Origin of the sequence: Fundicoccus sp. Sow4_F4, assembly GCF_052116145.1 — a bacterium.
Lineage (GTDB): Bacteria > Bacillota > Bacilli > Lactobacillales > Aerococcaceae > Fundicoccus.
Genome location: NZ_JBQKLQ010000002.1, coordinates 227,069 through 251,383, shown reverse-complemented (window position 1 = coordinate 251,383; position 24,315 = coordinate 227,069). Strand labels below are relative to the sequence as shown.

The window sequence follows — 24,315 nt, the reverse complement described above, 5'->3', positions numbered from 1 at the left end:
TTTCTAAAAGTAGCCAAATAAAACTGGACTGTTTTTTTTATGGTTATGTTATACTAAGTACTTTAAAACAAAAAAATTGAAAGAGGAGAGGGCAATATGCAAAAATCTGTAAGTTCCACATCAATGAAAGAACACACTGTTGCATCTTTTTTTGCTGGTGTAGGTGGAATTGAGCTAGGTTTTGAACAGACTAGTGAGTTCAGAGTCGTATATGCTAACGAAGTTGATAAGAATGCACACATTACTTATCAAATGAACTTTCCGGATGTATTCTTAGATGTGCGGGATATTCACGATGTAGAGGCTGTAGAAGTCCCTTATGTCGATGTTATTACCGGAGGATTTCCTTGTCAGGCATTCAGTATTGCAGGTTATCGTAAAGGTTTTGAGGACGAACGTGGGGATTTATTCTTTGAAATGCTTCGAGTCATTAAAGAAAAACAGCCAAAAGTAATCTTTATTGAGAATGTGAAGAACATGGTAACTCATGATCACGGAAACACTTTTAAAGTCATTCGCGAGTCACTTGTAGCGAATGATTACTATATAAAATGGAAAGTACTCAATGGTAAAGATTATGGGAATATTCCACAAAATAGAGAACGTATATATATTGTAGGGTTTAGAGATAAGCCAGCTTATGATGCTTTCGAATTTCCCGAACCAGTGGAAATGACATCGACTTTAAAAGATATTATAAATTATCAATCCATAGAGGATGAGAAGTACTATTATCGTGAAGGAAAGCAACCTTTCTATGATAAAATCGAGGAATCAGTCAAATCCTATGATTCTGTTTATCAATGGCGTCGCCAGTATGTTCGCGAGAATAAGTCAGGTGTTGTGCCTACTTTAACAGCCAATATGGGAACAGGCGGACACAACGTTCCAATAATCTATACTGAAAACGGTATTCGCAAACTCACACCCCGAGAAACCTTTAATGCTCAAGGTTATCCAAGAGATTATGAATTACCAGATTTGGCAATGTCACATTTATATAAGCAAGCGGGAAATAGTGTGGTCGTTCCTGTTATTAGAAGAATAGCAGATAACATTTCAGAGGTGCTGAACCAAACGCAGATTGAAGATGATCAACTAATTACTCAAGATTATAAATACGCCTTAATGTATACAAAAAATGAAGGAAATAACTCAGGTGAAAGTTATATTCATTCTTATGCCAATAGTTTGGAAGATATTAAAAGTATACTAGAAAGTAATGAGGAACAGATTCCACTGCTCAATGATGTGGACTATAAAGAATTAGTAAAAAAAAGAAAATCTATGATATTTTATTCAATTATTACTTTATAAGAAATTAAGTCCTAAGTAACCTTAGGGCTTTTTTGCATAAAAAGAACCAAACTACTTGAAAGGGGAACGTACGTTCGGTATAATGGTGTTGGAAAATATAATGGTGTTGGAAAATATAATGGAGGAAGATGAATATGAAGTATAAGGTACTATCTTTATTCTCTGGCATCGGAGGAATAGATCTTGGATTTGAACAAACTGGTGATTTTGAAACAATTCTAGCAAACGAATTTGATGTAAATGCTGCGAAGACATATGGAAAGAATTTTGATAATTTACTCTTAGTGGAAGATATTCGAGACATTGATGAAACGAAGCTACCAGATTTTGATATTCTTCTTTCCGGTTTTCCATGTCAAGCATTCTCAATTGCAGGTTACCGTAGAGGCTTTGAAGACGAACGTGGAGATCTGTTCTTTGAAACATTACGAATCATCAAGGAAAAACGACCACGAGTAGTCTTTTTAGAGAACGTCAAAAATTTAGTGACGCATGATAATGGCAACACTTTTAAGGTTATTAAGGAAGCCTTGTCTCACCATGGCTATTATATAAAATATCAAGTTATGAATGCAAAAGAATATGGAGACATCCCGCAGAACCGAGAACGAATTTATGTAGTAGGCTTTAGTAATAAAGAGGATTATTTGAATTTTAGTTTTCCAGAAAAAATTAAGCTTCAAACATCATTGACTGATATCATTGATTTTAAAAACAAAATAGACGATTATTTCTACTACACAGAAGATAGACATAGTTTTTATTCCCACTTAGTGGAAGGAATTACATCTCAAAAAACAGTGTATCAATGGCGACGTAAATATGTACGGGAAAATAAAAGTAATGTTGTGCCGACACTAACTGCTAATATGGGAACTGGAGGTAACAATGTACCGTTAATTCTAACGGATAGAGGGATACGCAAGTTAACTCCGAGAGAATGCTTTAATGCCCAAGGGTTCCCAAATGATTTTCAACTTCCAGAAGATTTATCCATTTCTCATTTATATAAACAAGCAGGGAATTCTGTTGTTGTTCCTGTAATTGAACGTATTGCTCAGAATATCTCGAGTGCTTTAAAAGGTTATGCGTGTCCTAATGTGCAATTGGAATTATTTGCATAGTGAGGGGCATATTGATAAAATTTTTTTAATAATTATTTTAATTTGACAAATCGAACCTAGATTAAAAAAGATAATCCTTAACTAGTCTTGCGTCAATGAAAATTGATATAAAATATGCGCGCTGAGCCACTTACATTAAGGGGTTCGGCGCGCTTATTTAGTCTTGAGTTTTGTTGGTAGAGCCTGTTTAACTCTAGAAAAGACCAACTGGTTCTAAGAAAGAATGCTCTTCGTAACAATTAGCAATGTATTCAATAAATGTGTAATCAGCATTACTCAAAGCTTTATCCTTGGCTTTAACTAAGGAAATAGGGGCAGGTTCGATATCATTTTCAAGATAGATTCGTTTCAGATCTTGATTTTTTAATTCTTCTTCAACGACGATATCGAATAAGAAAGCAATTCCGTGATTGGCTTTTAGGCGTTGCTTTATTAGTTTATTACTGCAATTAATTGAAATGTTTGAAAACTCTTGGATTTTGCTGTTGTTACTTTCTAAATACATATTGATACATTTAATAATACATGAGTCTGATTCTCTCAAAATCAAGGCTTCATTGTAAATATCTTGTAAGGTGACAGTCTGTTCAGCTAGTGGATGCTCTGGATGACATAACAAGTAAATATCAAACTCACCAAAGGTGTAAGCTTCTAAATTGGGGTCGGTCAGGGGTGCTGTAATAAGTGCGAAATCAAGTTTATCTTCTATAATCATAGGCAATAGTTGTTCGCAACCATTGATCATCAAACTAGTCTTGATATTAGGATGTTGTTCATTAAACTCTAGCTCGAAGAGGGAATCAAAAAATTCAATATAAGTATGACTCGCTCCCAGAACCAATTCGGTTTTATCTGTGATTCTCATTGAATGGTCAATGATTTGTGATTCGACTGTGGCCAATTGACGAAAAAGTGGTAAAACATCTTGTCCTAAGCTAGTTAATTTTAGTTCATTCTCGTTTTTAGTGAAAAGTTTATTACCTAAGGAGTTTTCAAGAAATTGAATGTGTTTTGAGACAGTTGATTGCGATACATGTAATACTTGAGCAGTCGTTGTGTAATTTCTGATTTCAGCTAAATGGATAAATGAATATATTGAATTATGCAGCATATGAATATCCCTCCTGTTAATGAATATTGTATCACAAAAGAAAGACATTAATATACCCTTTATTCCATTATGGAATAACCAAAGGCTATTTATTCATTGGACATAGCGCTCTCATAACACTTATTATGATTGTATAGAAGTTCACAAACATCCGGAAAATTGTGAGGGTTTCAATTAAAGCTATTGGAGGGTAAGAAAAATGGAAAAATTACGTAATAGAGAATTGCCAATGATACAAGTTGGTATAGGGATTGTCTTACTGTTTATTGTCTTCATGTTTGGTCATTATGTTAAAACACTTGGTGCAGCGCTACCAATGCAATTATTTATCGGTTTTGTGATGGGGTATGTATTGGTACGGGGACGATTTGGTTTTGCTGGTGGTGTAAAACGATTGTTTGTTAGAGGTGAAGGAAGTCTATCTAAAGCCTTATTATTAATGATCGTTGTTATTTTAATAGGCTATCTAGGTATTCAATGGCAAGCCGCAAGTGGAGGTGCTTTACCCTCATTTTTAGCTGGAGCTGACGACACGGTTATACCCGGTACGCAAAACGTTTTAGGTGTCAATTTAGCTTTAGCAGCTGGAGCATTCCTTTTCGGTATCGGAATGGTAATTTCAGGTGGTTGTGCGTCCGGAACATTTTCTGACTTAGGTGAAGGAGAAGGGCGTGCGTTTATTACCATGATCTTCTTCATTATCGGTACTTTGCCAGGTCGTTGGGTTCGCTATCGTCATGATCAATCATTTTTAGGTAAATTGAATGCGAATGTCTATTTCCCAGAATATGTTGGCTATATTGGGGCATTCTTGGTGTCGTTGCTGTTTGTTTTAATCACTTACTTGTTAGTCGTGAAATACGAGAATTATCGTAAAGCAAAAGGGACTTATGCTGATCCTAAAGGAGACTGGGAAGAGTTTGAAAAGCCATTAAATCCAATGACAAACGAAATTTCTGCAAGCTATAAAGTTTACCACAAGTTATTTGTTGAGAGATGGAGCTTTACGGTAGCGGGCTTAATTTTTGCGATGACAGTTATTTTCTTACCAGCTGCGTTTGGGACAGGTTGGGGAGTAACGGGTACATTCATTAATACGATTACTACTTTAATTAATGGGGCAGGTTGGGAATTTGCGACACCTCCTTTACAAGCATCAGTAGTGGATAATTGGCTAGCTAATGCTATGAATATTCGCAACATAGGTATTTTTGTAGGAGCGCTCATTAGTTTCTTATTGGCGGGACGTTTCAGTATTAAATTTAATTTCACGTCGAAAGATGGTTTGTATTATTCATTAGGCGGTCTGTTATTAGGATTTGGAGCTATGTTAGCGGGCGGTTGTAATGCTGGTGCTTTAACATCTGGTATTGCTTCATTTTCATTATCAGGCTGGGTATTTATGATTTTCATGACGTTGGGTGGTCTAGCAAGCCTTAAATGGTTTGCGGGAAAAGTAGACACGATTCCAAGCAAATAACAATATCTATAGGAGGAATTAATTGTGAGAAAAAGATATTTAGTTGTGGGCGGCGTAGCGGGTGGAGCTTCGACAGCTGCACGTATTCGACGTTTGGATGAGACAGCGGACATTATTATTTACGAACGTGGCCCTCATGTGTCGTTTTCGAACTGTGCATTACCTTTTCATTTAAGTGGGATAGTTGAAACAGCTGATGAGCTAGTTCTTATGACGCCACAAGATTTTAAAGAACAATATAATATTGAAGTTAAAGTTCAACATGAAGTAACGCTAGTTCATCCAAAGGATAAAAACATTGAGATTAAAAACTTACTAACTGGCGAAGTAGTAATGGAATCATATGATAAATTGGTACTTTCACCTGGAGCCTCACCTATTCTACCTCGTTCAATAAAAGGGATTGAACAGGGGCATGTGTTTACAGTACGTAATGTAGTGGATATTGATCGAATTAAGCGTTACTTAACAAACAACTCAATAAGTAAAGTTGCTGTAGTCGGAGCTGGTTTTATTGGCTTAGAAGTTGCGGAAAACTTACGCTTACAAGGTGTTGAGGTGGCTGTGATTGAAGGTTCAGATCAAGTGATGCAACCCTTTGATTATGACATGGCCCAAATTTTACATAAGGAAATAATGGACCATGGGGTTGATTTATATGTCAATGAAAGTGCGGCAGAAATTACCGACTCAAAAGTCGTCCTACAATCGGGTAAAGAAGTTGAAGCGGGCGCGGTGATTATGGCAATCGGTGTAGCTCCAGAAACACAATTAGCTAAAGCAGCGAATTTAGCGATTGGTGAAACTGGTGGAATCTTAGTAAATCACCATTATCAAACATCTAATCCGCACATTTATGCGGTAGGTGATGCCATTGAGGTTACTCACCTAATTACTCGTAAGAAGACACGTCTTGCTTTAGCAGGTCCTGCCCAAAGACAAGCACGTGCAGCAGCTGATCATATGTACGGCAAAACTTATCGTAATACTGGCGTGATTGGATCTTCAGTGTTACAAGTATTTGACTTAAATGCTGCTTGTACAGGTTTGAATGAAAAAGAATGTCAACGTGCTGGCATCGAGTACGAAACTGCAAACTTAATACCTAAGGATAAAGTAGGCTTAATGCCAGATGCTAATCCACTTCACTTTAAATTAGTTTATGCTGTGCCAACTGGTGAAATACTAGGTGCTCAGGCAATTGGTAAAGGTAATGTAGATAAACGAGTTGATGTGATTGCGACAGCAATTATGCTAGGCGGAACCTTAGAAGATTTAAGAGAAATGGAATTTGCTTATTCACCGCTGTATGGTACTGCTAAAGATGTTGTCAACAACGCTGGTCTTGTCGGTTTGAATGTCTTAAATGGTGTTTACAAACAAGTACCTGTGACTGCAGTTCGTGAATTGGTAGAGGCAGAAGCGTTTATTATTGATGCGCGTGAAGCAGATGAGTTTGCGGAAGGACATTTGAAAGGGGCGGTCAATATACCGCTGACTGAATTTAGACAACGCTTAGACGAAATACCAACAGATGTTCCTGTTTATATTCATTGTTTATCAGGTCAAAGAAGTTACTTTATGACAAATGCTTTGACTAATCTAGGTTATGAACAGGTATACAACATCCAAGGGTCATTCTTGGGGATTAGTTTATACGAGTATTTCAATGATGTGACTTTAGGTAGAGAACCGATTGTGACTGATTATCGTTTCACACTACTTGGTTAATTTAACAAAGAGTTTCGCTAGAGTGCCAAGGGGGAGATTAAATGAAAAAAAGATACGCAACAGGCACCTATATGGCATGGATGGTCGTGCTATTAGCGTGGTTTATTGTAACAGAAACCGGTTGGGTAGTGAGTAGTTTAATCCCTTCTCCACTTGCTGTCATTCGTGCATTTGGAAGCTTGGTCAAAAACGGCTATAATGGAAATTCTTTGCTTTATCATTTAGCGATTAGTGGTTACCGCTTAATCATTGCGAGTGTAGGTGCGGTTTTACTAGGTGTACCATTGGGATTACTGAGTGGTTTCTCCAGCAAAATACGCGAAGTATTGGATTCTTTTATTCAATTTTATCGTCCTTTACCGCCGTTAGCCTATTATACCTTGTTGATTTTATGGTTTGGAATTGGTGAATCCTCAAAGATTTTACTCTTGTTTTTAGCGGCTTTTGCTCCAATTTATATTTCTAGTGTGAACGCAGTTGGACAAGTAGATGAGAATTATATTCGTAATGCTAAATCGTTAGGTGCATCACGTAAACAAATATTTCAAACGATTATTATTCCAGCAACGTTACCACATATTATGACCGGTATTCAAACTGCAGTAGGTGTTGCTTATACGACTCTAATATCTTCTGAGATGGTTGCCTCGACATCAGGTATCGGATGGATGGTTATTGATGCTTCGCGATATTTGAAAAGTGATGTGATGTTTGTAGGGATCATCTTGATGGGTGTGACAGGTATTGCTTTAAATTCTTTGTTGAAAAAAATAGAGCGACGATTAATTTATTGGCAATATCTCGATGAGCAGAAAACCTCAAGTAAGTTACTAACGGTTATTCTGGCGGTGATAGTTTTACTGTCCTTAGTTTTTGGTTTGTCGCAAGGAGTGTCTTGGGGTAATCAGACGTTGATTCGGATTGGTACGATTCGAGTGCCCAATGACAAACAAGTCGCAATTTCGATGGGGTATTTCGAAGAAGCGTTTAGTGATATAGATGTTGATTTAGAGTATATATTCTTTGACTCGGGTGTAGCGGCTAATCAAGCCTTACTTTCAGGGAGTGTTGAATTTGTTGAAATGGGTTATACGAATGGCATTGTTGCCTTAGCCAGTGATATTCCGGCAGAATTGATTTGGGTCCATGATATTCTTGGGGAGAATGAAGCCTTAGTTGTTCAAGAACATTCAGACTATAAAACTCTAGAAGACTTAGCTGGTTCAAAAATCGCGACGCCATTTAGCTCGACGAGCCATTACAGCTTACTAAATGTATTAAACATGGTGGGCTTAGCAGATCAAGTGACGTTATTAGATATGGAAACAAAAGATATTGTCGCTGCTTGGCAACGTGGAGATATCGACGGTGCTTATACTTGGGAACCGACGCTAACAGAACTAAAAGCGACAGGACGTACCTTGATTGACAGCCAAGAATTAAATACAGCTGGCTTCGGAACGTACAATATTGGACTCGTACATAAAGAATTTGCAGAGACGCACCCTGAGTATGTAGTCTGCTATATCCAAGCATTGGACCGAGCCGTCAAGAGTTACCGTCAGAATGAAGAAAACGTGGTGTCTGCAGTAGCTCAGTCATTAGAGCTATCAGAAGCCGAAGTGAAAGACCAAATGGCGATGAGTCAATGGGTATCGAAAGAAGAACAACTGGCTGAAGCGCTCTTAGGTACTGAACCAGAGAATGGTACGATGGTTAAAACGTTTGAACGCACGATTGCTTTTCTTTATGATAATCAATCAATCACAGTTAAACCATCCGAAACAGCTATTCGAGATTTCATCAATACTAGTTATATTGAAACTATTGAAACCAATGAAAGGTAGGTGCCCTAATATGTTTGAACAAGCAACAGACTTAATTCAACTAATAGCAGTAAACTTAAATTTCGACCAAAATACGACAAAAAATCATGTGCTTAAAGACATAGATTTGACAATTAATTCTGGTGAATTTGTTTGTATTATTGGGCCCTCTGGTTGCGGAAAAACTAGTTTATTAAATATCATTGCTGGATATCAGCCGGTATCTTCAGGCACAGCCTTGATTAAAGGTGAAATGATTACAAAACCAGATTGGCATCGCGGAGTTGTTTTTCAACATTCAAGCCTATATCCTTGGTTAACGGTTGAAAAGAACATTGCTTATGGCCCAACCGTGCGTGGCTTACCTCAAGATGAAATAAATAATATTGTTAATCAATTACTAGATATCGTCCAACTAGAAAAATATCGTGAGTATCATCCAAGTCAATTATCAGGTGGTATGCAACAAAGAGTTGCTTTCGCCCAAACGATGGCGAACCATCCAGAAATTATCTTAATGGATGAACCTTTCAGCGCACTTGATTCGCTGACACGAAAACTACTTCAAGATTTTATTCGTCAAATGTGGGCAATCAATGATCAAACGATTCTTTTAATTACGCATGATATAGAAGAAGCACTTCTCCTCGGAACTAGCATCTATGTCATGGGTAAGGAACCGGGACAGATAATTGATAAAATTGATGTCGATTATTCTCGACAAATCTTGGCGAATGGTAACTCAGACGTCAAAGATCATAATTTTCATCGATTAGAAAAACTCATTTTTGACAAAATAAAATAAAAAAACGTCCTAATTTATCCAAAATTTCCAACCCGACGTTTTGACACACGCAACTTTTCTTGCGTGTGTTTTTTATTTTGTAAGGAATTATAAAGTTTTAAAGTGATTTCATAGCATGTATGCCTTGCTCACTGTAGTGATTTTACAAGGTGGTGATCGCTTTCAAAGCTTCACAGGTGTTCGTGCTTTCCAGCTCAATCGACTAGGCTCTGAATAATTCACTTTTCTCGCAGATAGAGAAACAACACGGGGTACCAAATATACCACATGAAAAACCTTTATGGAGAGCTACACAAGAAAAGTCGCGATATATTATAACGTTAGCAGCAACCAATTGTCGGTGGAATTAGATTTAATACCGTTAGGCATATTAAATGTATTTTGGCTGAGTTATAAAAAGCTTTGTCATGTAAATGGTCAGGAACTCGTGTAAAATGACATTAGACTTTATTGCCATTAATAAATCCCATTAAAACAGGATTTTAGCCAAATGTTAAGAATATTTGCGCAAATGAATAGGACATTTGGTAGTCAATAATCGGCTAGTATTGTATGTTTTTATCAGGAGGTAAGAGAATTATGACGACATTTAGTGAAAAAGTATTTCAATTAAGAAAAGAGTTCGCTTACTCGCAAGAAGAGTTAGCTGAAAAATTAGAAGTCTCGCGACAAACCATTTCAAACTGGGAAAACGGCACAGCACAGCCAGCATTGGATAAAGCAGTCGAGTTATCCAACTTATTCGATGTTTCCTTAGATGAAATGGTAGGGGAAAAAATTCGACAAGCCAAAACAGTAAGTCCGATACTCAAGGCTTTTATTGGTCAAACAGTTTCTGTATTTCTTAATCCAAGTTCAGATGCTTGGATGTCTGTTAGCCGTACAGAAGTGAAAAACTGTGAGGTAATCGATGTAAGTGAACATAGTTTAAAGGTGATTATTGATGAAGGAAAACAAAGAATCGAACGTGTCTTTATGTTAAAAGATATCAATGGCTTTAAAGAAGAGGTGATATAAGAATGTGGTTATTTATAATCGTCTTCGCAATTATGATTTTTACTCGTTTGGATGATTTGATTGAACTCTTTAAAAGTAAGGAGCCAAATTATCAAGAATCAAAAGCAAAAGAACAGATGGAGTTATTGAACCAAAGGGCAGAATTGGTAGAACGCCTCCATTCATTAATCGGTTTAGATTGCCAAATCGAAAGCCAATTATTCTATTTAATGTCTTTATCTAGCAAGGTAGAGGTAACAATCCAAGCAGTGGATCAAGATTGGGTGGAGCTGTCTGTCAAACAAAGAAAGCCGTTTGACTTAGTCGTAAAGATTGAAGATGTGACATCTGTATCGAGGATTGTGTAGAGTTTAAGTAAACAACAAGCGCGGTGCGTTCACTTAAGGTGAGGCACCGCGCTTGTTTTAGTTTAATTGAGTCCTTTAATACCGCTCTCTAGAATTTCCATCAAGAGTATCGTTTCTTCATCTTTAACAACTTTAGGTGCACCATGGACGATGCTTTGGTAGACACCTTCATAGAGACGACTGTAGTCGCCTGTTTGCGAAGGAATGGCTTTTTCTTGTGGTTCATCATTATGGTCGAGATAAGTCAGCATGCCGTAATGTTCAGGTCGATCGAGGCCGAAATCGTCATTTGTTGGCATGTAGAAACGTTTGAGGTCTGCTTCTTGACGGTCTTTGGTTTGTTTTGTAAAGACGCCATCTTGACCGTACACAACAAAGCTAGGACGTTCTTTCAAACGGAAATAACTAGATTTCACGGAAACTTTTAACGTGCCATAATAAAAATCTAAGTCAAAATAATCATTCATACGCCCTGGGCCAAGTAGCTGACGAACGTCATAATGAATCGCGTCCGGTTGTCCCCAATAAGACAAGACTTGATCAATCGTATGACAACCGTGCCCATATAAGTAACTGTCAACGGCTGAAAATGTGCTATGTTCAGGTATTTCGGGACGATAGTAGTCAAAGTGCATATCGACTTCTAACAGTTCGCCGAGCGCTTGGCTTTCAATTACTTGTTGTACAGTTAGGAAATCTGAGTCGAAGCGGCGGTTTTGGTAACATTGGATAAATAATTGCTTTTCTTTGGCTAGCGCAAAGAGTTCACGTGCTTGAGTTGAAGTTTCGCAAAAGGGCTTCTCTACTAGAACGTGTTTGCCATGTTCGAGGCAGGCTTTGGCGAATTCATAGTGACTGCTTGCAGGTGTGCAGACGACGACAAGTTGAATAGCTGGATCCAGAAGCACATCTTGAAGATTAGTCGTGTAATCGACATGTTCAAGGGGCGACCAAGTGTCCTTGAGACTGCGGTTGTAGATGGTTTTAATTTGGATCCCTGCTACTTTAGTCGCGAAGGGTAGATGATAACGGTTTGTGCTTTTGCCGTTTCCGATATAAGCGATGGTTAACATGGATAAAACTCCTTTCGGTGTTGCGAGACTTTGTAAGTGCTTCATACTATAATTTTACAGGATGTTTGAGCCAACGGCTATCAAGATGAGTAAATTTGTTTATTTGCGGGGCTTGAAAGATTTACTAGGTTAATTATTTTATTGTGATGTGAATAGCGTAATGATGGTAGCCTTTACAAGAAGTTTTAGGGGCATATTTTGCATAGGGGACTGCAATTTTTGTGGGTTGGAGTGGGTTTAGTGGGTATATAATTCTTTCATTAGCTCAAATAAATGAAGGGGGACTGATGGGATGAAGTGGCATAACAAGACGAAATTCGAAGTCATGGAGTTGTTGCAGACGAGTAAAGAGGGTTTGACTCAGGATGTTAGGGTTGAGCGTTTGGCGCGTGATGGTGAGAATGTGTTAGCGTCGAAAGCGGCTCAGCCTTTGTGGAAAAAGGTTGGGAAGCACTTTGTTGATTTATTGATGTTAGTGTTGGTTGTTGCGGGTGTGTTAAAGGGTTTGACGGGTAGTTTCGTTGAAATGTGGATCATCTTTGCGGTTGTGATTATCAATGGTTTGATTGGCTATGCGCAGGAGCGTAAAGCTGAGGAATCGTTGAATGGTTTGAAGCAGATGATGAGCTCGAATGCGGTCATTTTATCCGAGAATGTCACTCAGGTAGTTGAGGCGTCGAGTTTAGTTGTGGGAGATATAGTGGTCTTGAAGAGTGGCGATGTGGTGCCGGCGGACCTGAGGATGTTGGAGACCTTTGACTTAGTGATTGAGGAGGCGGTCTTAACGGGTGAGTCTTTACCGGTTGAGAAGCAGACGGATTCCTTAGTGGAGGAGATTCCTTTAGGTGACAGAAACAACATGGCTTTTTCTGGTACGTTGGTATTGGCGGGGTCGGGTGTTGGTGTGGTAACAGCGACCGCTGCTGAAACTGAGGTTGGTAAAATTAACCAGGCTTTACAGTCGGTTCAACAACAGACGACACCATTAGTGCGTAAGATGAATCAGTTGAATCATCAGATTTTTAAAGGCTTGATCATCTTCATCTTGTTCTTAGTGTTCTACACGATTTTCCGTTTCGGTATGGACTTGGATATGTTGTTAGCTTCGGCAATTGCTTTAATCGTGGCGGTTGTGCCGGAGGGCTTGCCAGCAGTGCTTACGATGATTTTATCGATGGGTGTTAAGGAGATGGCAGACGAGCAAGCGATTATTAAAAGCATGCCAGCTGTTGAGAGTTTAGGATCGATGACGGTTATCTGTTCGGATAAGACAGGAACGTTGACAAAAAATCAGATGGAAGTCAGGGACTTAGTGTTGGCGAGTCAAATAGGTGTGGGTGCTTCTTCTAATAATGCGGCTGAAGGGCGCGAGGCAGATTTGGCGAACTTGCGGTTAATTATGAATAACTGTCAAGATCTGCGCCGTGACCCACAGCAGCCACTGGCTGAGTTAAAGGGGAACCCAACCGAGTTAGCTTTGTTGAAGTATACTGCTGAGACGGAAGTAGCTCATTTACAACAATTAGATCGAATACCCTTTAGCTCTACCTACAAGTATATGGCTACGTTGCACCCGGCATCTGAGTCTTCAGAGTCACAAGTGATTTTTGTTAAAGGTGCGCCAGATGTCTTGTTAGAGTTAGCTGAGATGAGTAGTGAAGAGGAGCGCTCAGCTTGGTTAGCAGCAGCGGATGAATTAGCACGTAAAGGGCAGCGTATTCTAGGTTTTGCGATGAAGACGGTCGAGCCAGGTCAAATATTAAGTCATGAGAATTTAAGTAACTTGAAGATGGTTGGTTTGGCAGGCTTAATTGACCCACCAAAGGAGTCAGCGATTCAAGCGGTAGCAGAGTGTCAACAAGCAGGGATTGTAGTGAAGATGATTACAGGTGACCATAAGGAGACTGCCCGAGCGATTGGACGTCAAATTGGTTTAGCACACACTAGTAATGTATTAGAAGGCAAAGACTTAGATAATATGACAGATGCTGAGTTGTCGGAGGCGGTTAAGCAGGTGGACGTTTTTGCAAGGACGACACCAGAGCATAAATTACGTATCGTGACAGCTTTACAGGAACAAGGTGAAATTGTTGGGATGACGGGTGACGGTGTAAATGACGCACCAGCCTTAAAGAAAGCCGACATTGGTGTAGCGATGGGTATCAAAGGTAGTGAAGTAACGAAGCAAGCTGCAGACATGGTATTAGCAGATGACAACTTTGCGACGATTGCGAAAGCGGTCAAAGAAGGACGTCGTATCTTCGATAACTTAATGAAGACCATTAATTTCTTCTTACCAACAGCATTAGCTCAAGGTTTGGTCGTCATTCTAGCCCTGATGTTCAACTTGCCGCTACCACTAACGCCGGTACAAATATTATGGGTAAACATGGTCAGCACGTTAACTTTATCTTATGCGTTCGGATTCGAGCCCGCACATTCACAGATTATGGAGCGCAGCCCGCGTCAGCCGAATGAGGCTATTTTGACAAAATACGCAGTGTTTAGAATCCTCTACGTATCATTATTAATCACAGTTCCTTCTTATTTCTTAGCGATGCAGTTTGACAGCCATGTGGTTCAACAGACCGTGTTACTTCAAAGCATTGTTTTGGTGCAAGCATTCTACATGTTAAACTGCCGCGAGTTACTTGAGCCAGCTTTAAACCGTAGTTTGTTCAGCAACAAAGCCATCTTTGTCTCATTTGCTTGCTTGGCCGTACTACAAATGGCGGTTTTAAGCTTACCAATGATGCAAGGTATCATCGGCACGACTCACTTAACATGGATTCAACACGCTTTAATCTTCACGAACGGTATGATTGTCTTCTCAGTCGTAGAGGTAGAGAAATATCTAACGCTACGCATGAAGCGTCAGAAGGAAAAGAAAAATGTCACGAGTTTGCAAGGTGAGTAAGAGAACATAATTAAAACAGGTATCGGCTGCGGCTGATACCTGTTTGCGTTTCTTATTAGAGATAAAGATAGCGGATGGTTTGACGCAAGGTGTCGAGTTCTTTTGGCGTCGGCACCATCGATACGTAATATATTTTGGCGGGGCTGGTTGGTTGGAATGTGTAGTTCGCAATGATCAAATCATGAGATTGGATTTGGTCTGGATTGGCAGTCGTTAGCTCGACACGTGGCCCGAGCGTGGCCTGTAGCTCCTGTGCAAGAAAACTTTTCCAAGCGGGTTCTCCCTGAAAGACTAAATACGCTTTATTTTTTTGAGGAGCCACTTGGTAAATAGCGGTCTGAATTAGTAAAACTGCTGTCGAATTTGCATATTCGGACGCCTTCAATATGCCAGCAAAGCGATAATTACGCATTTCCTCTTGCACCCATCGATACAGCTGCGGAAATTTAGCCTGCACCACAACCAGCACATCATGATATTCCATCAAGAACTTATCCAACAAGCGACGCGATTCAAAATACTTTATCAAAAATAGCGTGATGTTTTCAGTCAGTTGGCTGTTGTTAAGGGCGGGTAATTGATAATGCTCGCTCAGAGAATGGACGAACAAACGGCTCTTTTCAAGCAAGACTGAATAATGCGTACGGAGTAGTTGCTTGAACTGCTCATCAACAGTATAATTCCAACTGTCCATGAAACAAAAGAAAGCAAAAAATAGTTCGTCGTCTGCTAGTTGGATCCCTTCATAACCATACAATTGAATCAGATCCTGATGATAGAGCTGATAAAGTGGGTCTTCTGGATCGTAAGTAAAGGCTTCAATCATTGCTTGGGCACGTTGGCGAATAATATTGATGTAAAACCAACAAGTTCCTAAAATGACTTCATTCTGAACACCTAGTTGCATGCGTTCGAGTCGATTGAGAAAGCGGTCATAATTCGCTTGTTGAATCGCATAGTTGTTGAAGAAAAAATTTGTATGTGTGAAGGGCAACAGTAAACGATGGTAGAAGATGCGTACGCTTGACTCATCACCTTGCCAACTCATGCTTTGGGGGTGTGAGTTCGATTTGAATTTGATAGGCTTGAATACTGGCATTAATTTTCTTCGTTTCACGTTTAAGGCTCTCATAGGATAAGCCTTGATGATGAATGAATTGCGGAACAGCAACTTGACGGCTGAATAAGAGTTGCTTCACTACCTGAATACCGAGCGATTTCTGCATGTAAAGTTGCCAGATTTCAGCAGATTAGTGACAAGATGTCACTAATGATTTATATTGTCGTAATATTCTGGCAGGTTAAAAATCACTTTGGTAAAATTAATGCTTGCTCAGTGTCTTAGGCAAATGTTCGATAATTCGTTCAACGGTCTCCTCAAGCGAGGTGTCATTATCAATCACGATGTCCGCGTACTGGTGGTAGAGGTGGTTGCGCTGATCGTGAAGCTTATTCAGGCGCTCGACGCCGTCTTTCAGTAAGGGGCGCATTTGGATATCAATATCGCCTGTGATCGATTTAACGCTACGATTCAGGAAGATAATCAGGCCCTTTTCTTGTAGGGGAATCATATTATTGTGGCGCAAGACGACGCCGCCACCGGTCGAAATAATCGTCTGTCTTGCTTGGGCGACCTTAGTCGTGACCTCTGTTTCAATGTCACGGAAATAGGTTTCGCCTTTTTCAAAGAGTTCGGAAATTGTTTTGTGAGTATGGCGTTCAATCTCAACATCGATATCAACAAACTGAAGACCTAGGCGCTGGCTTAATAGCCGGCCTAACGTTGTTTTACCGCTACCGGGCAGTCCGATTAAAACAATGTTTTCTTTCATAAGGCACCAGTCCAATTCTCGCGGAAATAAGCTAATAATTGGCTGACTTGATTTGGAGTGAATGTGTGATCTTCCCATATTTCAACCGAGCGCATTGCTTGGCCAACGAGCATATCTAAGCCATTCGTTGACTCTTTTCCGAGTTCTTTCGCCCATTTCAAAAACAATGTTTCGACTGGATTATAGGTCATATCAAAAATTACTTGAAAAGATTGAATCACGTCTTTATCAACCGGTGAGGCGTCAACGTTCGGATACATACCAATCGGTGTGCAGTTCACGAGAATATCACCTGACTGAGTCCGTAACTGATCGTAAGTCAGGTAATCCCATTCACCTTCTTGGTTAGCAGCTGATCTAGAAACAACGCAAATTGAACTCGCCCCCTGGTCCTTGAAGTAATGGGCTGCGGCATGGGAGGCGCCTCCTGAACCTAGAAGGACTACCTGTTGGTCTTTGACGCGCCAATTTCTTTGGTTGAAGGTTAGAGCGATGCCATCATAGTCCGTGTTAAAGCCAGCCAAGTGGCCGTTGACTTGCTTGATCGTATTGACCGAATGGAGGCGTTCAGCCAAAGGTGAAACTGTATCTAACAATGGGATGACTGTTTTTTTATAAGGAATTGTCACATTGGCCCCGCGAATATCGAGTACTGTCATCGCGTCGAGCGCTGACTTTAATCTGTTTGGTTCGATTTCAAATATTTTATAGGCCGCTTCAGTTTCAGCGACTTCGTAGATTTTGCGATGGATTTGGGGAGAAATGCTGTGGGCTAACGATTGGCCAAATAATCCATAGAATCTCACATACCTCACTCTTTTCTTAATCGTATTTTCATTTTATATAGGCTAATAGTATAATTTATCACACTTTGTATCAAGTTTTTTTACAAAATTAGAAATAAATGAGATCACACTTGATTTTTTAATCTGATTGATATATGCTTAGAATCATAAAAGGAAAAGGGGTAAGAACATGTTAAACACGCAATCGATTAACTTATCATTATATTTTAGCTATTTTAGATAGGTTCATATCTGCACTTTAGGTATGAACAGTGAAGAACTTTCATATCTAAGGTGGCTTGCTTGACATGCTTTACAAGCCGCTTAGTAATAACTTAGCGGTAAGTAAAAATATAAATTTCATGATTGAACGAGGATGATGAAATTAAATTTTAACTCTGCTTAGTTATTACTAGGCAGAGTTTCTTTTTGTACAAAAATTGGGGAGGGGTAACTATTTGAAAGTAGGTTATTTAGGCGTGCCGGGTTCGTATAGTGAGGCAGCTTTACAGAAAGAATGTCAAACGATGGAAGAATTTGAGGCAATTGGTTATCCAAATTTCCAAGCAATTATCGATGCTTTAGCTAGTAAACGAATTTCAATGGCAGTGATTCCGGTAGAAAATTCGACGACAGGCTTTATCGCCCGTTCGGCTGATTTATTCCGTCATCAACCGATTGTTGCGGTCGCCGATCGCTTTGAATCAGTTCAGCATTCGTTATGGGCCTTACCTGGCAGTCAATTGTCAGATATTACCGATGTATATTCTCATCCAGAAGCCTTATCGCAATGTGACACGTTTTTCGCAGCCAATCCGCAATTAACACAACATGCTTACACTGACACCGCTCAGGCGGCAGCTTTTATCCAGAGAAGTCAGTTGCCTCATCAAGCAGCAATCGCCAGTCAACGGGCTGGAGAACTCTATGGCTTAGAAGCTTTGCGACAAGATATTCAAACCGAAGAGTCGAATACGACGCGGTTTTATATTATGAAACATCAAGATAACGTGCAGTTAACCGGCAAGCAGTTATCACTGTACCTTGAAGTTCGACATGAACCAGGTGCTTTGTCGAAACTGCTGCAAGTCTTTGGTTTACTCGATTGTAACTTGTTATCGCTAAATGCGCGGCCGATTCCCGGCAAGCCTTTTGCGTATGGTTTTTACCTTGAACTCGACTTGTCTCAAATGAGCATTGGGTTTAATGACTTAATGAAAATTGTCGACAAAGCTTCCGATTATTCTCAAATACTAGGCCGCTTCTAAGCACAGACCTTGCATAGGAAAGGTCGCTTTGAAAGGCATCATCCATCCTGAATATAAAAATTAATCAGATAAAAAATTACACATAAAAAGGGAGAAATTAAAATGATTATTGTAATGAAAAGAAACTCAACAGCACAAGATGTGAAGGACGTTGTCGCAGGAATAAAAGCAGCAGGTTTGAATCCGGTCATTATTGAAGGCCAAGAACGTAATGTGATTGGTGTAACCGGCGAGACAGCTAAAATCGATATTCGTACGATTCGTGCGGATCATAGAGTAGCTGAAGTGCTACGTGTATCAGAACCTTACAAGTTAGCCAACCGTGCTTTCCATCCGGAAAACAGCCAAATTCAAGTCGGCACAGAATTAATTGGTGGCGAACGCTTAGCGATTATGGCAGGCCCTTGTTCGGTGGAAAATGAAGACCAAATTGTTAATTTAGCTAAACGCATGAAAGCCGCTGGCGCAAACTTCATTCGTGGGGGAGCTTTCAAACCGAGAACCTCTCCTTACAGTTTCCAAGGATTAGAATTAGAAGGGCTTCGCTTATTAGAATTAGCTAAACGCGAAACTGGCATGCCGATTGTTTCAGAACTCATGTCATCAGACTACTTAGATGAGTTCGTTAAGCGCGTCGACATGATCCAAATTGGCGCCCGTAATATGCAAAACTTTGATTTATTAAAAGCAGTAGGTAAAACTCAAACGCCAATCTTGTTGAAGCGTGGTTTATCAGCCACTTACAAGGAATGGTTGATGTCAGCTGAATACATTATGTCTGAAGGTAATCAGAATGTCGTTTTATGTGAACGTGGTATTCGTACCTTCGAAACGGAAACACGCAACACTTTAGATATCCAAGCGGTACCCGTTATGAAGAAGAAAACTCATTTACCAATTATTATCGATGCCAGTCATGCCGGTGGACAAGCTTACTTAGTTCCAGCAGGTGCTAAAGCTGGTGTCGCTGCAGGTGCAGATGGTTTAATGATTGAAACGCATGAAGATCCAGCGAATGCTTGGAGTGATGGTGAGCAATGTCTGACGCCAGATGAATTCGATAAATTAATGGATCAAATCCGCATCTTAGCACAGGTTGAAGGCCGCACGATTGCACCTAAACTGGCTCGAATCTAATAAAAGAGGTGACCTATGACTGTATTAACCGTTGAAGTACCAAACACTACTACTCACTATCCCTTGAAGATAGAAAAAGGCTTAATGGCCCACGTTGCTGAGGAAATTAAAAACGTCTATACAAATAAGAAAATTGTGATGATTACAGATACAAACGTCCATCAGTTGTATGGCGCCAAGTTAGAACAACAGTTGACAGATTCAGGCTTTGAGGTGAAGCTTTTGGTGCTTGAAGCTGGCGAACAGACCAAATCGATCACTAGTTTGATGGGGATTTATTCTGAACTGACTGCCTTTAACCTGACACGTAGTGATTTATTAATTGCCTTGGGTGGCGGTGTGATTGGTGATTTAGTCGGTTATGCGGCAGCAACCTACCTCAGAGGCATTGCTTTTGTTCAAATTCCAACAACACTGCTAGCGCAAGTAGACAGTAGCGTCGGTGGGAAAGTGGCCATCGATTTACCCGAAGGCAAAAATTTGGTTGGCGCTTTTTACCATCCAATCCTTGTGCTGATTGACCCGAATGTTTTACAAACCTTAACAGACTCAGCCTTTAATGATGGCATGGCCGAAGTAATTAAATACGCCTCCATCCAGAATATTAACTTTTTTCACCAATTGGCAAGTTATCAATCGCGTGAAGCAGTCATGGCTGAGATTGAAAAGGTCATTGAATGTTGTTGCTCAATGAAGCGTGACTTAGTGCAAGCGGATGAAAAAGATACCTCTGAGCGCATGTTGTTGAACTATGGGCATACGGTAGGTCATGCGATTGAAGCTTTCTACCATTATAAAGGCTATACGCATGGCCAAGCAATTTCCATCGGCATGGTTGCGATAAACCGTTTAACCGAAGCCGCGGGCATCAGTCGCAAGGGCTCGACCGCTCTTGTTAAAGCTTTACTTGAACAGTATCATTTGCCGACTGAATTAGCCAATCCGGCCGATTACGCTGACATATTACCTTTAATTAAGCTAGACAAAAAGAATATTCACAATACATTAAATGTGGTCGTTTTAAATGAAGTGGGTGCGGCGAAATTACTAAAAACCGACTCAGACTTCTTTGGACCACTCTTGAAAGGACACGACATAAAATGACCGATTTGTTAATTAAGCCGGCCAAATTAAAAGGCAACATTCACATTACACCCTCTAAGAGTATGGCGCATCGCGCCGTGATTGCGGCCTGCCTAGCTGTCGGCGAAAGTGTGATCGATAACATCGAATTATCTGATGACATCATCGCCACAATTGACGGTATGACCGCTTTCGGTGCTAAAATCCAGATTGAAGACGCTGCAGGTCGCAAACGCTTGTTGATTCAAGGAGTCAAAGCTGATGCTAAGCATTCAGACCGGGTGATCGATGCGAATGAGTCTGGTTCAACACTGCGTTTTCTGATTCCAATTGCCACCTTATTTGCAGGTGAAACGCGTTTTGTTGGCCGGGGGAAATTAGGCAGTCGGCCACTCGATCCATTTGAGGAAATATTTAATGCGCAAGGCCTGAAATTTGAAGCTTCCGCGACCGAACAGTTAGATTTAACAGTCGAAGGACCGTTAAGGGCTGGGCGTTATGAAATGGCCGGCAACATCAGTTCACAATTCATCACCGGCTTATTGTATACCTTGCCTTTATTGGCGGGTGAATCAGTGATTCAGATTACGACTGAATTGGAATCGATTGGCTATATCGAATTGACGCTTGATGTGTTGAAATATTTTGGCATTGGGATTATCTTTAATAAAGCCGAACGACAATTTATTATTCCGGGCCAGCAAGTCTATCAGGCGCGCAATTATACCGTTGAAGGTGACTACTCGCAGGCTGCGTTCTTTTTGAGTGCCGGCGCTTTGGGCAATGATGTGACGGTGACTGGCTTGCAGGCCGATTCGAAGCAGGGTGACCGTGGGATTACAGCGATTTTAGAGCAGCTGAATGCGGTGGTCACAACGACCGATAGGGAAGTTTTCGCTAGGGCAGCGAGTGAGGGCCTGAGTAGTGGTGAGTTGACAGTGATTGATGGGGCCCAAGTGCCAGATATTATTCCGATTAGCGCGCTGGTGGCGTGTTTGAGCCAGGGCCGGACCGAGATTGTTAATTTAAGTCGTTTGCGAATTAAAGAGAGCGACCGTTTGGAAGCAACTAAGAAAGAGCTGCGTAAATTGGGTGCGAAGATTGAGGTTGTTGGTGACACCTTGCGGATTGAAGGCGTGCCTAGTTTGACGGACGAGGCTATTGTCTGGAGTCACAAGGATCACCGGATGGCGATGATGTTAGCCATCGCTAGTACGGTAGTCGAGCAAGATATTATTATTAAAGATGCCGAATATGTCAGTAAATCATATCCGACATTCTGGCAGGAATTTGAATCATTAGGAGGACAAGTCAGTGAGTGGCATTTGGGGGAATAATTTAGAAATTTCTATTTTTGGTGAATCACATGGTCGAGCGATTGGGGTGACACTCAGTGGTTTGCCAGCGGGGTTTAAGATTGATATGGATGAAGTCTTGGTTGAAATGGCGCGTCGTGCACCGGGGCAGAATGAGTTGACGACACCGCGTAAGGAAAAAGATGAACCGGATATTGTGAGTGGTGTCTTAGATGGGATGACGACCGGAGCGCCTTTAACGGCTTTGATTTGGAATACGAATACGCGTTCTGTAGACTACAGTCAAATGAAAAAGTTGATGCGTCCGGGCCAGGCTGATTACCCTGGGAAGGTGCGTTATGATGGCTTTAATGATTACCGCGGGAGTGGACATTTCTCTGGCCGAATTACGGCACCGCTAGTTTTTGCAGGTGCGATTGCGCAACAATGGTTGCGTCAAAAGGGCATTGTGATTGGCTCACACATTCAGTCGATTGGCTCGGTTGAAGATGAGCGTTTTGAGAGTCAGGAAGCAGTGACTGCTGAACAAGTTGATCAATTGAAATCGGTTCAGTTACCTGTCTTTGATGAATCGAAGCGTGATGCGATGACGCAAGTGATTTTAGATGCGAAGGCTGACCTGGATTCGGTCGGCGGGATTGTCGAAACCTTTGTGTTGGGAATTGATGCTGGCTATGGCAATCCATTTTTCGATTCAGTTGAATCGACCTTAGCACATTTAGTCTTTGCAGTTCCGGCGACGAAAGGCATCGAATTTGGTGCTGGCTTTGACATTACCCGCATGCGTGGGTCAGAGGCTAACGATTCATACTATTATGATGAGAATGGTCAGATAAAGACACGGACGAATAATAATGGTGGCATTCTTGGTGGGATTACTTATGGGATGCCAATTGTTTTTAGGACAGCGATTAAGCCGCCTGCGTCGATTGAGAAGAAACAGGAAACGATTGATATCGAAGCGGGAGAAAATGCTGATCTGGAAGTCTTTGGTCGCCATGACCCTTGTATTGTGCCGCGCGTCTTGCCCGTATTGGAGGCTGTGGCAGCTTTGGGCTTGATGGATCTGATTTTAGGGCGGGATAAAGCTTAGGGGATTGTGGTTGGTTGGTTGGGTTGGTTGGGTTGGGTTGGGTTGGGTGAGCTAGCTACTGGCTACTGAATCATTGTTCACTGCTTAGGTGAGCCACTAAAACATGGCTGAGTACTTAGGTCAGCCACTAAAACATGGCTGAGTGATTAGGTGAGTAAGTAAAACATTGCTGAGTGCTTAGGTCAGTAAGTAAAACATGGCTGACTGCTTAGGTGAGCCACTAAAACATGGCTGACTGCTTAGGTCAGTAAGTAAAACATGGCTGACTACTTAGGTCAGTAAGTAAAACATGGCTGAGTGTTTAGGTGAGTAAGTAAAACATGGCTGACTGCTTAGGTCAGTAAGTAAAACATGGCTGACTACTTAGGTCAGTAAGTAAAACATGGCTGACTGATTAGGTGAGTAAGTAAAACATGGCTGACTGCCCAGGTGAGCCACTAAATCTTTACAGGCTGTCTACTTAGGGTGTTGAAATTTAGCTGAAGAGCTGGCAGAACCATTATTTTTTAACTTAATTAGGTAAATGTTAGTAATATTAGCCAGATCTAGCTCATTTCCATTATGGGATGTAGATAGGACTGGCTTTATTTACTGTATTCTTTAAAAGCTTAGGAACAAATTTGACCAAATAGATGCCCTTTCAAAACAACAAAGAAGGCGCTCGCTTTGCTGTCTCGAAAGTCGATAGAACGCTGGATTGTAAGGGATAGTGACTGTTACTATATTTTGTTATGCAATGTCTAAAGAAGATGTCTAAAATGGGAAAAACAGTGATAGGGTAAATAGTGAATCGTAAGCCCAAGGGGTCAGGGGTCACGCCGACAGATTTTTCGAATCTTGGAAAAGATAATACAGGCCACCAAAGTATTTATAAATTGGAAAAGTGGCATGTCGATTGGGAATGGAATGTATAAAAACCCAATTACAATGAGCGTTTAAAAAGAGAAATACCAGTGGAAGCTGCGTTGGTTGCGGAGGCCTATGCCAGAAACCCGATGGGTAGCGTTCGTATTTTGGAAGAGGAGAAGTCGTTAGAATGACGCAAAAAAAAAC

The 24,315-nt window shown here is 40.6% G+C and carries 20 protein-coding genes; 14 read left to right on the top strand and 6 right to left on the bottom strand.

Annotated features, from left to right (window positions below; translation table 11 throughout):
- The first annotated feature begins 96 nt into the window (after positions 1-96).
- Together ACTQ5J_RS05135 and ACTQ5J_RS05130 are read left to right on the top strand one after the other, a co-directional pair.
- Positions 97-1,317: a DNA cytosine methyltransferase gene (locus tag ACTQ5J_RS05135; RefSeq protein WP_441751152.1), complete on the top strand. Its 1,221-nt coding sequence runs from the start codon at positions 97-99 to the stop codon at positions 1,315-1,317.
- Between the two features lie 134 nt (positions 1,318-1,451).
- Positions 1,452-2,441 (top strand): DNA cytosine methyltransferase, encoded by a 990-nt coding sequence (locus ACTQ5J_RS05130; protein ID WP_441751150.1) that lies wholly within the window; start codon positions 1,452-1,454, stop codon positions 2,439-2,441.
- Positions 2,442-2,634: 193 nt separating this feature from the next.
- On the opposite strand, the gene ACTQ5J_RS05125 is transcribed toward ACTQ5J_RS05130, so the two are convergent.
- Positions 2,635-3,552 carry a LysR family transcriptional regulator gene (locus ACTQ5J_RS05125; RefSeq protein ID WP_441751148.1) on the bottom strand — a complete coding sequence of 306 codons (918 nt, stop codon included), beginning with the start codon at positions 3,550-3,552 and terminating at the stop codon, positions 2,635-2,637.
- A 199-nt stretch (positions 3,553-3,751) separates the two neighbouring features.
- Between ACTQ5J_RS05125 and ACTQ5J_RS05120 the strand changes: the two genes are divergently transcribed.
- The 6 genes from ACTQ5J_RS05120 to ACTQ5J_RS05095 all read left to right on the top strand — a co-directional run bounded on the left by ACTQ5J_RS05120 (position 3,752) and on the right by ACTQ5J_RS05095 (position 10,758).
- Complete coding sequence (locus ACTQ5J_RS05120) at positions 3,752-5,032, top strand: YeeE/YedE family protein (protein WP_441751146.1); 1,281 nt, start codon at positions 3,752-3,754, stop codon at positions 5,030-5,032.
- A gap of 24 nt (positions 5,033-5,056) precedes the next feature.
- Positions 5,057-6,763 carry an FAD-dependent oxidoreductase gene (locus ACTQ5J_RS05115; RefSeq protein ID WP_441751144.1) on the top strand — a complete coding sequence of 569 codons (1,707 nt, stop codon included), beginning with the start codon at positions 5,057-5,059 and terminating at the stop codon, positions 6,761-6,763.
- Between the two features lie 41 nt (positions 6,764-6,804).
- Positions 6,805-8,610, top strand: a complete 1,806-nt coding sequence (locus ACTQ5J_RS05110; protein WP_441751142.1) for an ABC transporter permease subunit — start codon at positions 6,805-6,807, stop codon at positions 8,608-8,610.
- Positions 8,611-8,620: 10 nt separating this feature from the next.
- Entirely contained in the window at positions 8,621-9,394 is a 774-nt protein-coding gene (locus ACTQ5J_RS05105; RefSeq protein WP_441751140.1) for an ABC transporter ATP-binding protein, read from the top strand.
- Positions 9,395-9,973: 579 nt separating this feature from the next.
- A complete protein-coding gene (locus ACTQ5J_RS05100) occupies positions 9,974-10,411 on the top strand; it encodes a helix-turn-helix transcriptional regulator (protein WP_441751138.1) in 438 nt (145 codons plus the stop codon).
- A gap of 2 nt (positions 10,412-10,413) precedes the next feature.
- Positions 10,414-10,758 (top strand): hypothetical protein, encoded by a 345-nt coding sequence (locus tag ACTQ5J_RS05095; RefSeq protein ID WP_441751136.1) that lies wholly within the window; start codon positions 10,414-10,416, stop codon positions 10,756-10,758.
- A 62-nt stretch (positions 10,759-10,820) separates the two neighbouring features.
- Here ACTQ5J_RS05095 and ACTQ5J_RS05090 read toward each other — a convergent pair whose 3' ends face one another.
- Positions 10,821-11,831: a Gfo/Idh/MocA family oxidoreductase gene (locus ACTQ5J_RS05090; RefSeq protein ID WP_441751134.1), complete on the bottom strand. Its 1,011-nt coding sequence runs from the start codon at positions 11,829-11,831 to the stop codon at positions 10,821-10,823.
- A gap of 292 nt (positions 11,832-12,123) precedes the next feature.
- Between ACTQ5J_RS05090 and ACTQ5J_RS05085 the strand changes: the two genes are divergently transcribed.
- A complete protein-coding gene (locus ACTQ5J_RS05085; RefSeq protein ID WP_441751132.1) occupies positions 12,124-14,748 on the top strand; it encodes an HAD-IC family P-type ATPase in 2,625 nt (874 codons plus the stop codon).
- A gap of 55 nt (positions 14,749-14,803) precedes the next feature.
- Here ACTQ5J_RS05085 and ACTQ5J_RS05080 read toward each other — a convergent pair whose 3' ends face one another.
- The 4 genes from ACTQ5J_RS05080 to aroE form a co-directional block, all read right to left on the bottom strand.
- Positions 14,804-15,865, bottom strand: coding sequence for a hypothetical protein (locus ACTQ5J_RS05080; RefSeq protein WP_441751130.1), 1,062 nt, complete (start codon positions 15,863-15,865; stop codon positions 14,804-14,806).
- Positions 15,780-15,974: a helix-turn-helix domain-containing protein gene (locus ACTQ5J_RS05075; RefSeq protein WP_441751128.1), complete on the bottom strand. Its 195-nt coding sequence runs from the start codon at positions 15,972-15,974 to the stop codon at positions 15,780-15,782. Before ACTQ5J_RS05075 ends, ACTQ5J_RS05080 begins: the two co-directional genes overlap by 86 nt.
- Before the next feature lie 96 nt (positions 15,975-16,070).
- The gene (locus tag ACTQ5J_RS05070; RefSeq protein ID WP_441751126.1) at positions 16,071-16,580 is read right to left on the bottom strand and encodes a shikimate kinase; all 510 of its coding nucleotides are present in this window, start codon (positions 16,578-16,580) and stop codon (positions 16,071-16,073) included.
- Positions 16,577-17,386: a shikimate dehydrogenase gene (aroE, locus tag ACTQ5J_RS05065; RefSeq protein WP_441751124.1), complete on the bottom strand. Its 810-nt coding sequence runs from the start codon at positions 17,384-17,386 to the stop codon at positions 16,577-16,579. Before aroE ends, ACTQ5J_RS05070 begins: the two co-directional genes overlap by 4 nt.
- A 437-nt stretch (positions 17,387-17,823) precedes the next feature.
- On the opposite strand from aroE, the gene ACTQ5J_RS05060 reads away from it, so the two are divergent.
- The 5 genes from ACTQ5J_RS05060 (at position 17,824) to aroC (ending at position 23,262) form a co-directional block, all read left to right on the top strand.
- Complete coding sequence (locus ACTQ5J_RS05060) at positions 17,824-18,633, top strand: prephenate dehydratase (protein WP_441751122.1); 810 nt, start codon at positions 17,824-17,826, stop codon at positions 18,631-18,633.
- 102 nt (positions 18,634-18,735) lie between these two features.
- Positions 18,736-19,770, top strand: a complete 1,035-nt coding sequence (gene aroF, locus ACTQ5J_RS05055; RefSeq protein WP_441751120.1) for a 3-deoxy-7-phosphoheptulonate synthase — start codon at positions 18,736-18,738, stop codon at positions 19,768-19,770.
- A 15-nt stretch (positions 19,771-19,785) separates the two neighbouring features.
- Positions 19,786-20,874 (top strand): 3-dehydroquinate synthase, encoded by a 1,089-nt coding sequence (gene aroB / locus ACTQ5J_RS05050; protein ID WP_441751118.1) that lies wholly within the window; start codon positions 19,786-19,788, stop codon positions 20,872-20,874.
- On the top strand, positions 20,871-22,190 hold the full coding sequence (gene aroA / locus ACTQ5J_RS05045) for a 3-phosphoshikimate 1-carboxyvinyltransferase (protein WP_441751117.1): 1,320 nt from the start codon (positions 20,871-20,873) through the stop codon (positions 22,188-22,190). Before aroB ends, aroA begins: the two co-directional genes overlap by 4 nt.
- Positions 22,168-23,262, top strand: coding sequence for a chorismate synthase (aroC, locus tag ACTQ5J_RS05040; protein ID WP_441751115.1), 1,095 nt, complete (start codon positions 22,168-22,170; stop codon positions 23,260-23,262). The genes aroA and aroC overlap by 23 nt, the downstream gene beginning before the upstream one ends.
- Positions 23,263-24,315: the final 1,053 nt, after the last annotated feature.

Excerpts from the sequence above, each read along its gene's own strand:
- ACTQ5J_RS05135 (WP_441751152.1), top strand. The coding sequence starts at position 97 with ATGCAAAAATCTGTAAGTTCCACATCAATGAAAGAACACACTGTTGCA.
- ACTQ5J_RS05130 (WP_441751150.1), top strand. The coding sequence starts at position 1,452 with ATGAAGTATAAGGTACTATCTTTATTCTCTGGCATCGGAGGAATAGAT.
- ACTQ5J_RS05125 (WP_441751148.1), bottom strand. The coding sequence starts at position 3,552 with ATGCTGCATAATTCAATATATTCATTTATCCATTTAGCTGAAATCAGA.
- ACTQ5J_RS05120 (WP_441751146.1), top strand. The coding sequence starts at position 3,752 with ATGGAAAAATTACGTAATAGAGAATTGCCAATGATACAAGTTGGTATA.
- ACTQ5J_RS05110 (WP_441751142.1), top strand. The coding sequence starts at position 6,805 with ATGAAAAAAAGATACGCAACAGGCACCTATATGGCATGGATGGTCGTG.
- ACTQ5J_RS05105 (WP_441751140.1), top strand. The coding sequence starts at position 8,621 with ATGTTTGAACAAGCAACAGACTTAATTCAACTAATAGCAGTAAACTTA.
- ACTQ5J_RS05100 (WP_441751138.1), top strand. The coding sequence starts at position 9,974 with ATGACGACATTTAGTGAAAAAGTATTTCAATTAAGAAAAGAGTTCGCT.
- ACTQ5J_RS05095 (WP_441751136.1), top strand. The coding sequence starts at position 10,414 with ATGTGGTTATTTATAATCGTCTTCGCAATTATGATTTTTACTCGTTTG.
- ACTQ5J_RS05090 (WP_441751134.1), bottom strand. The coding sequence starts at position 11,831 with ATGTTAACCATCGCTTATATCGGAAACGGCAAAAGCACAAACCGTTAT.
- ACTQ5J_RS05085 (WP_441751132.1), top strand. The coding sequence starts at position 12,124 with ATGAAGTGGCATAACAAGACGAAATTCGAAGTCATGGAGTTGTTGCAG.
- ACTQ5J_RS05075 (WP_441751128.1), bottom strand. The coding sequence starts at position 15,974 with ATGCAGAAATCGCTCGGTATTCAGGTAGTGAAGCAACTCTTATTCAGC.
- ACTQ5J_RS05070 (WP_441751126.1), bottom strand. The coding sequence starts at position 16,580 with ATGAAAGAAAACATTGTTTTAATCGGACTGCCCGGTAGCGGTAAAACA.
- aroF (WP_441751120.1), top strand. The coding sequence starts at position 18,736 with ATGATTATTGTAATGAAAAGAAACTCAACAGCACAAGATGTGAAGGAC.
- aroB (WP_441751118.1), top strand. The coding sequence starts at position 19,786 with ATGACTGTATTAACCGTTGAAGTACCAAACACTACTACTCACTATCCC.
- aroA (WP_441751117.1), top strand. The coding sequence starts at position 20,871 with ATGACCGATTTGTTAATTAAGCCGGCCAAATTAAAAGGCAACATTCAC.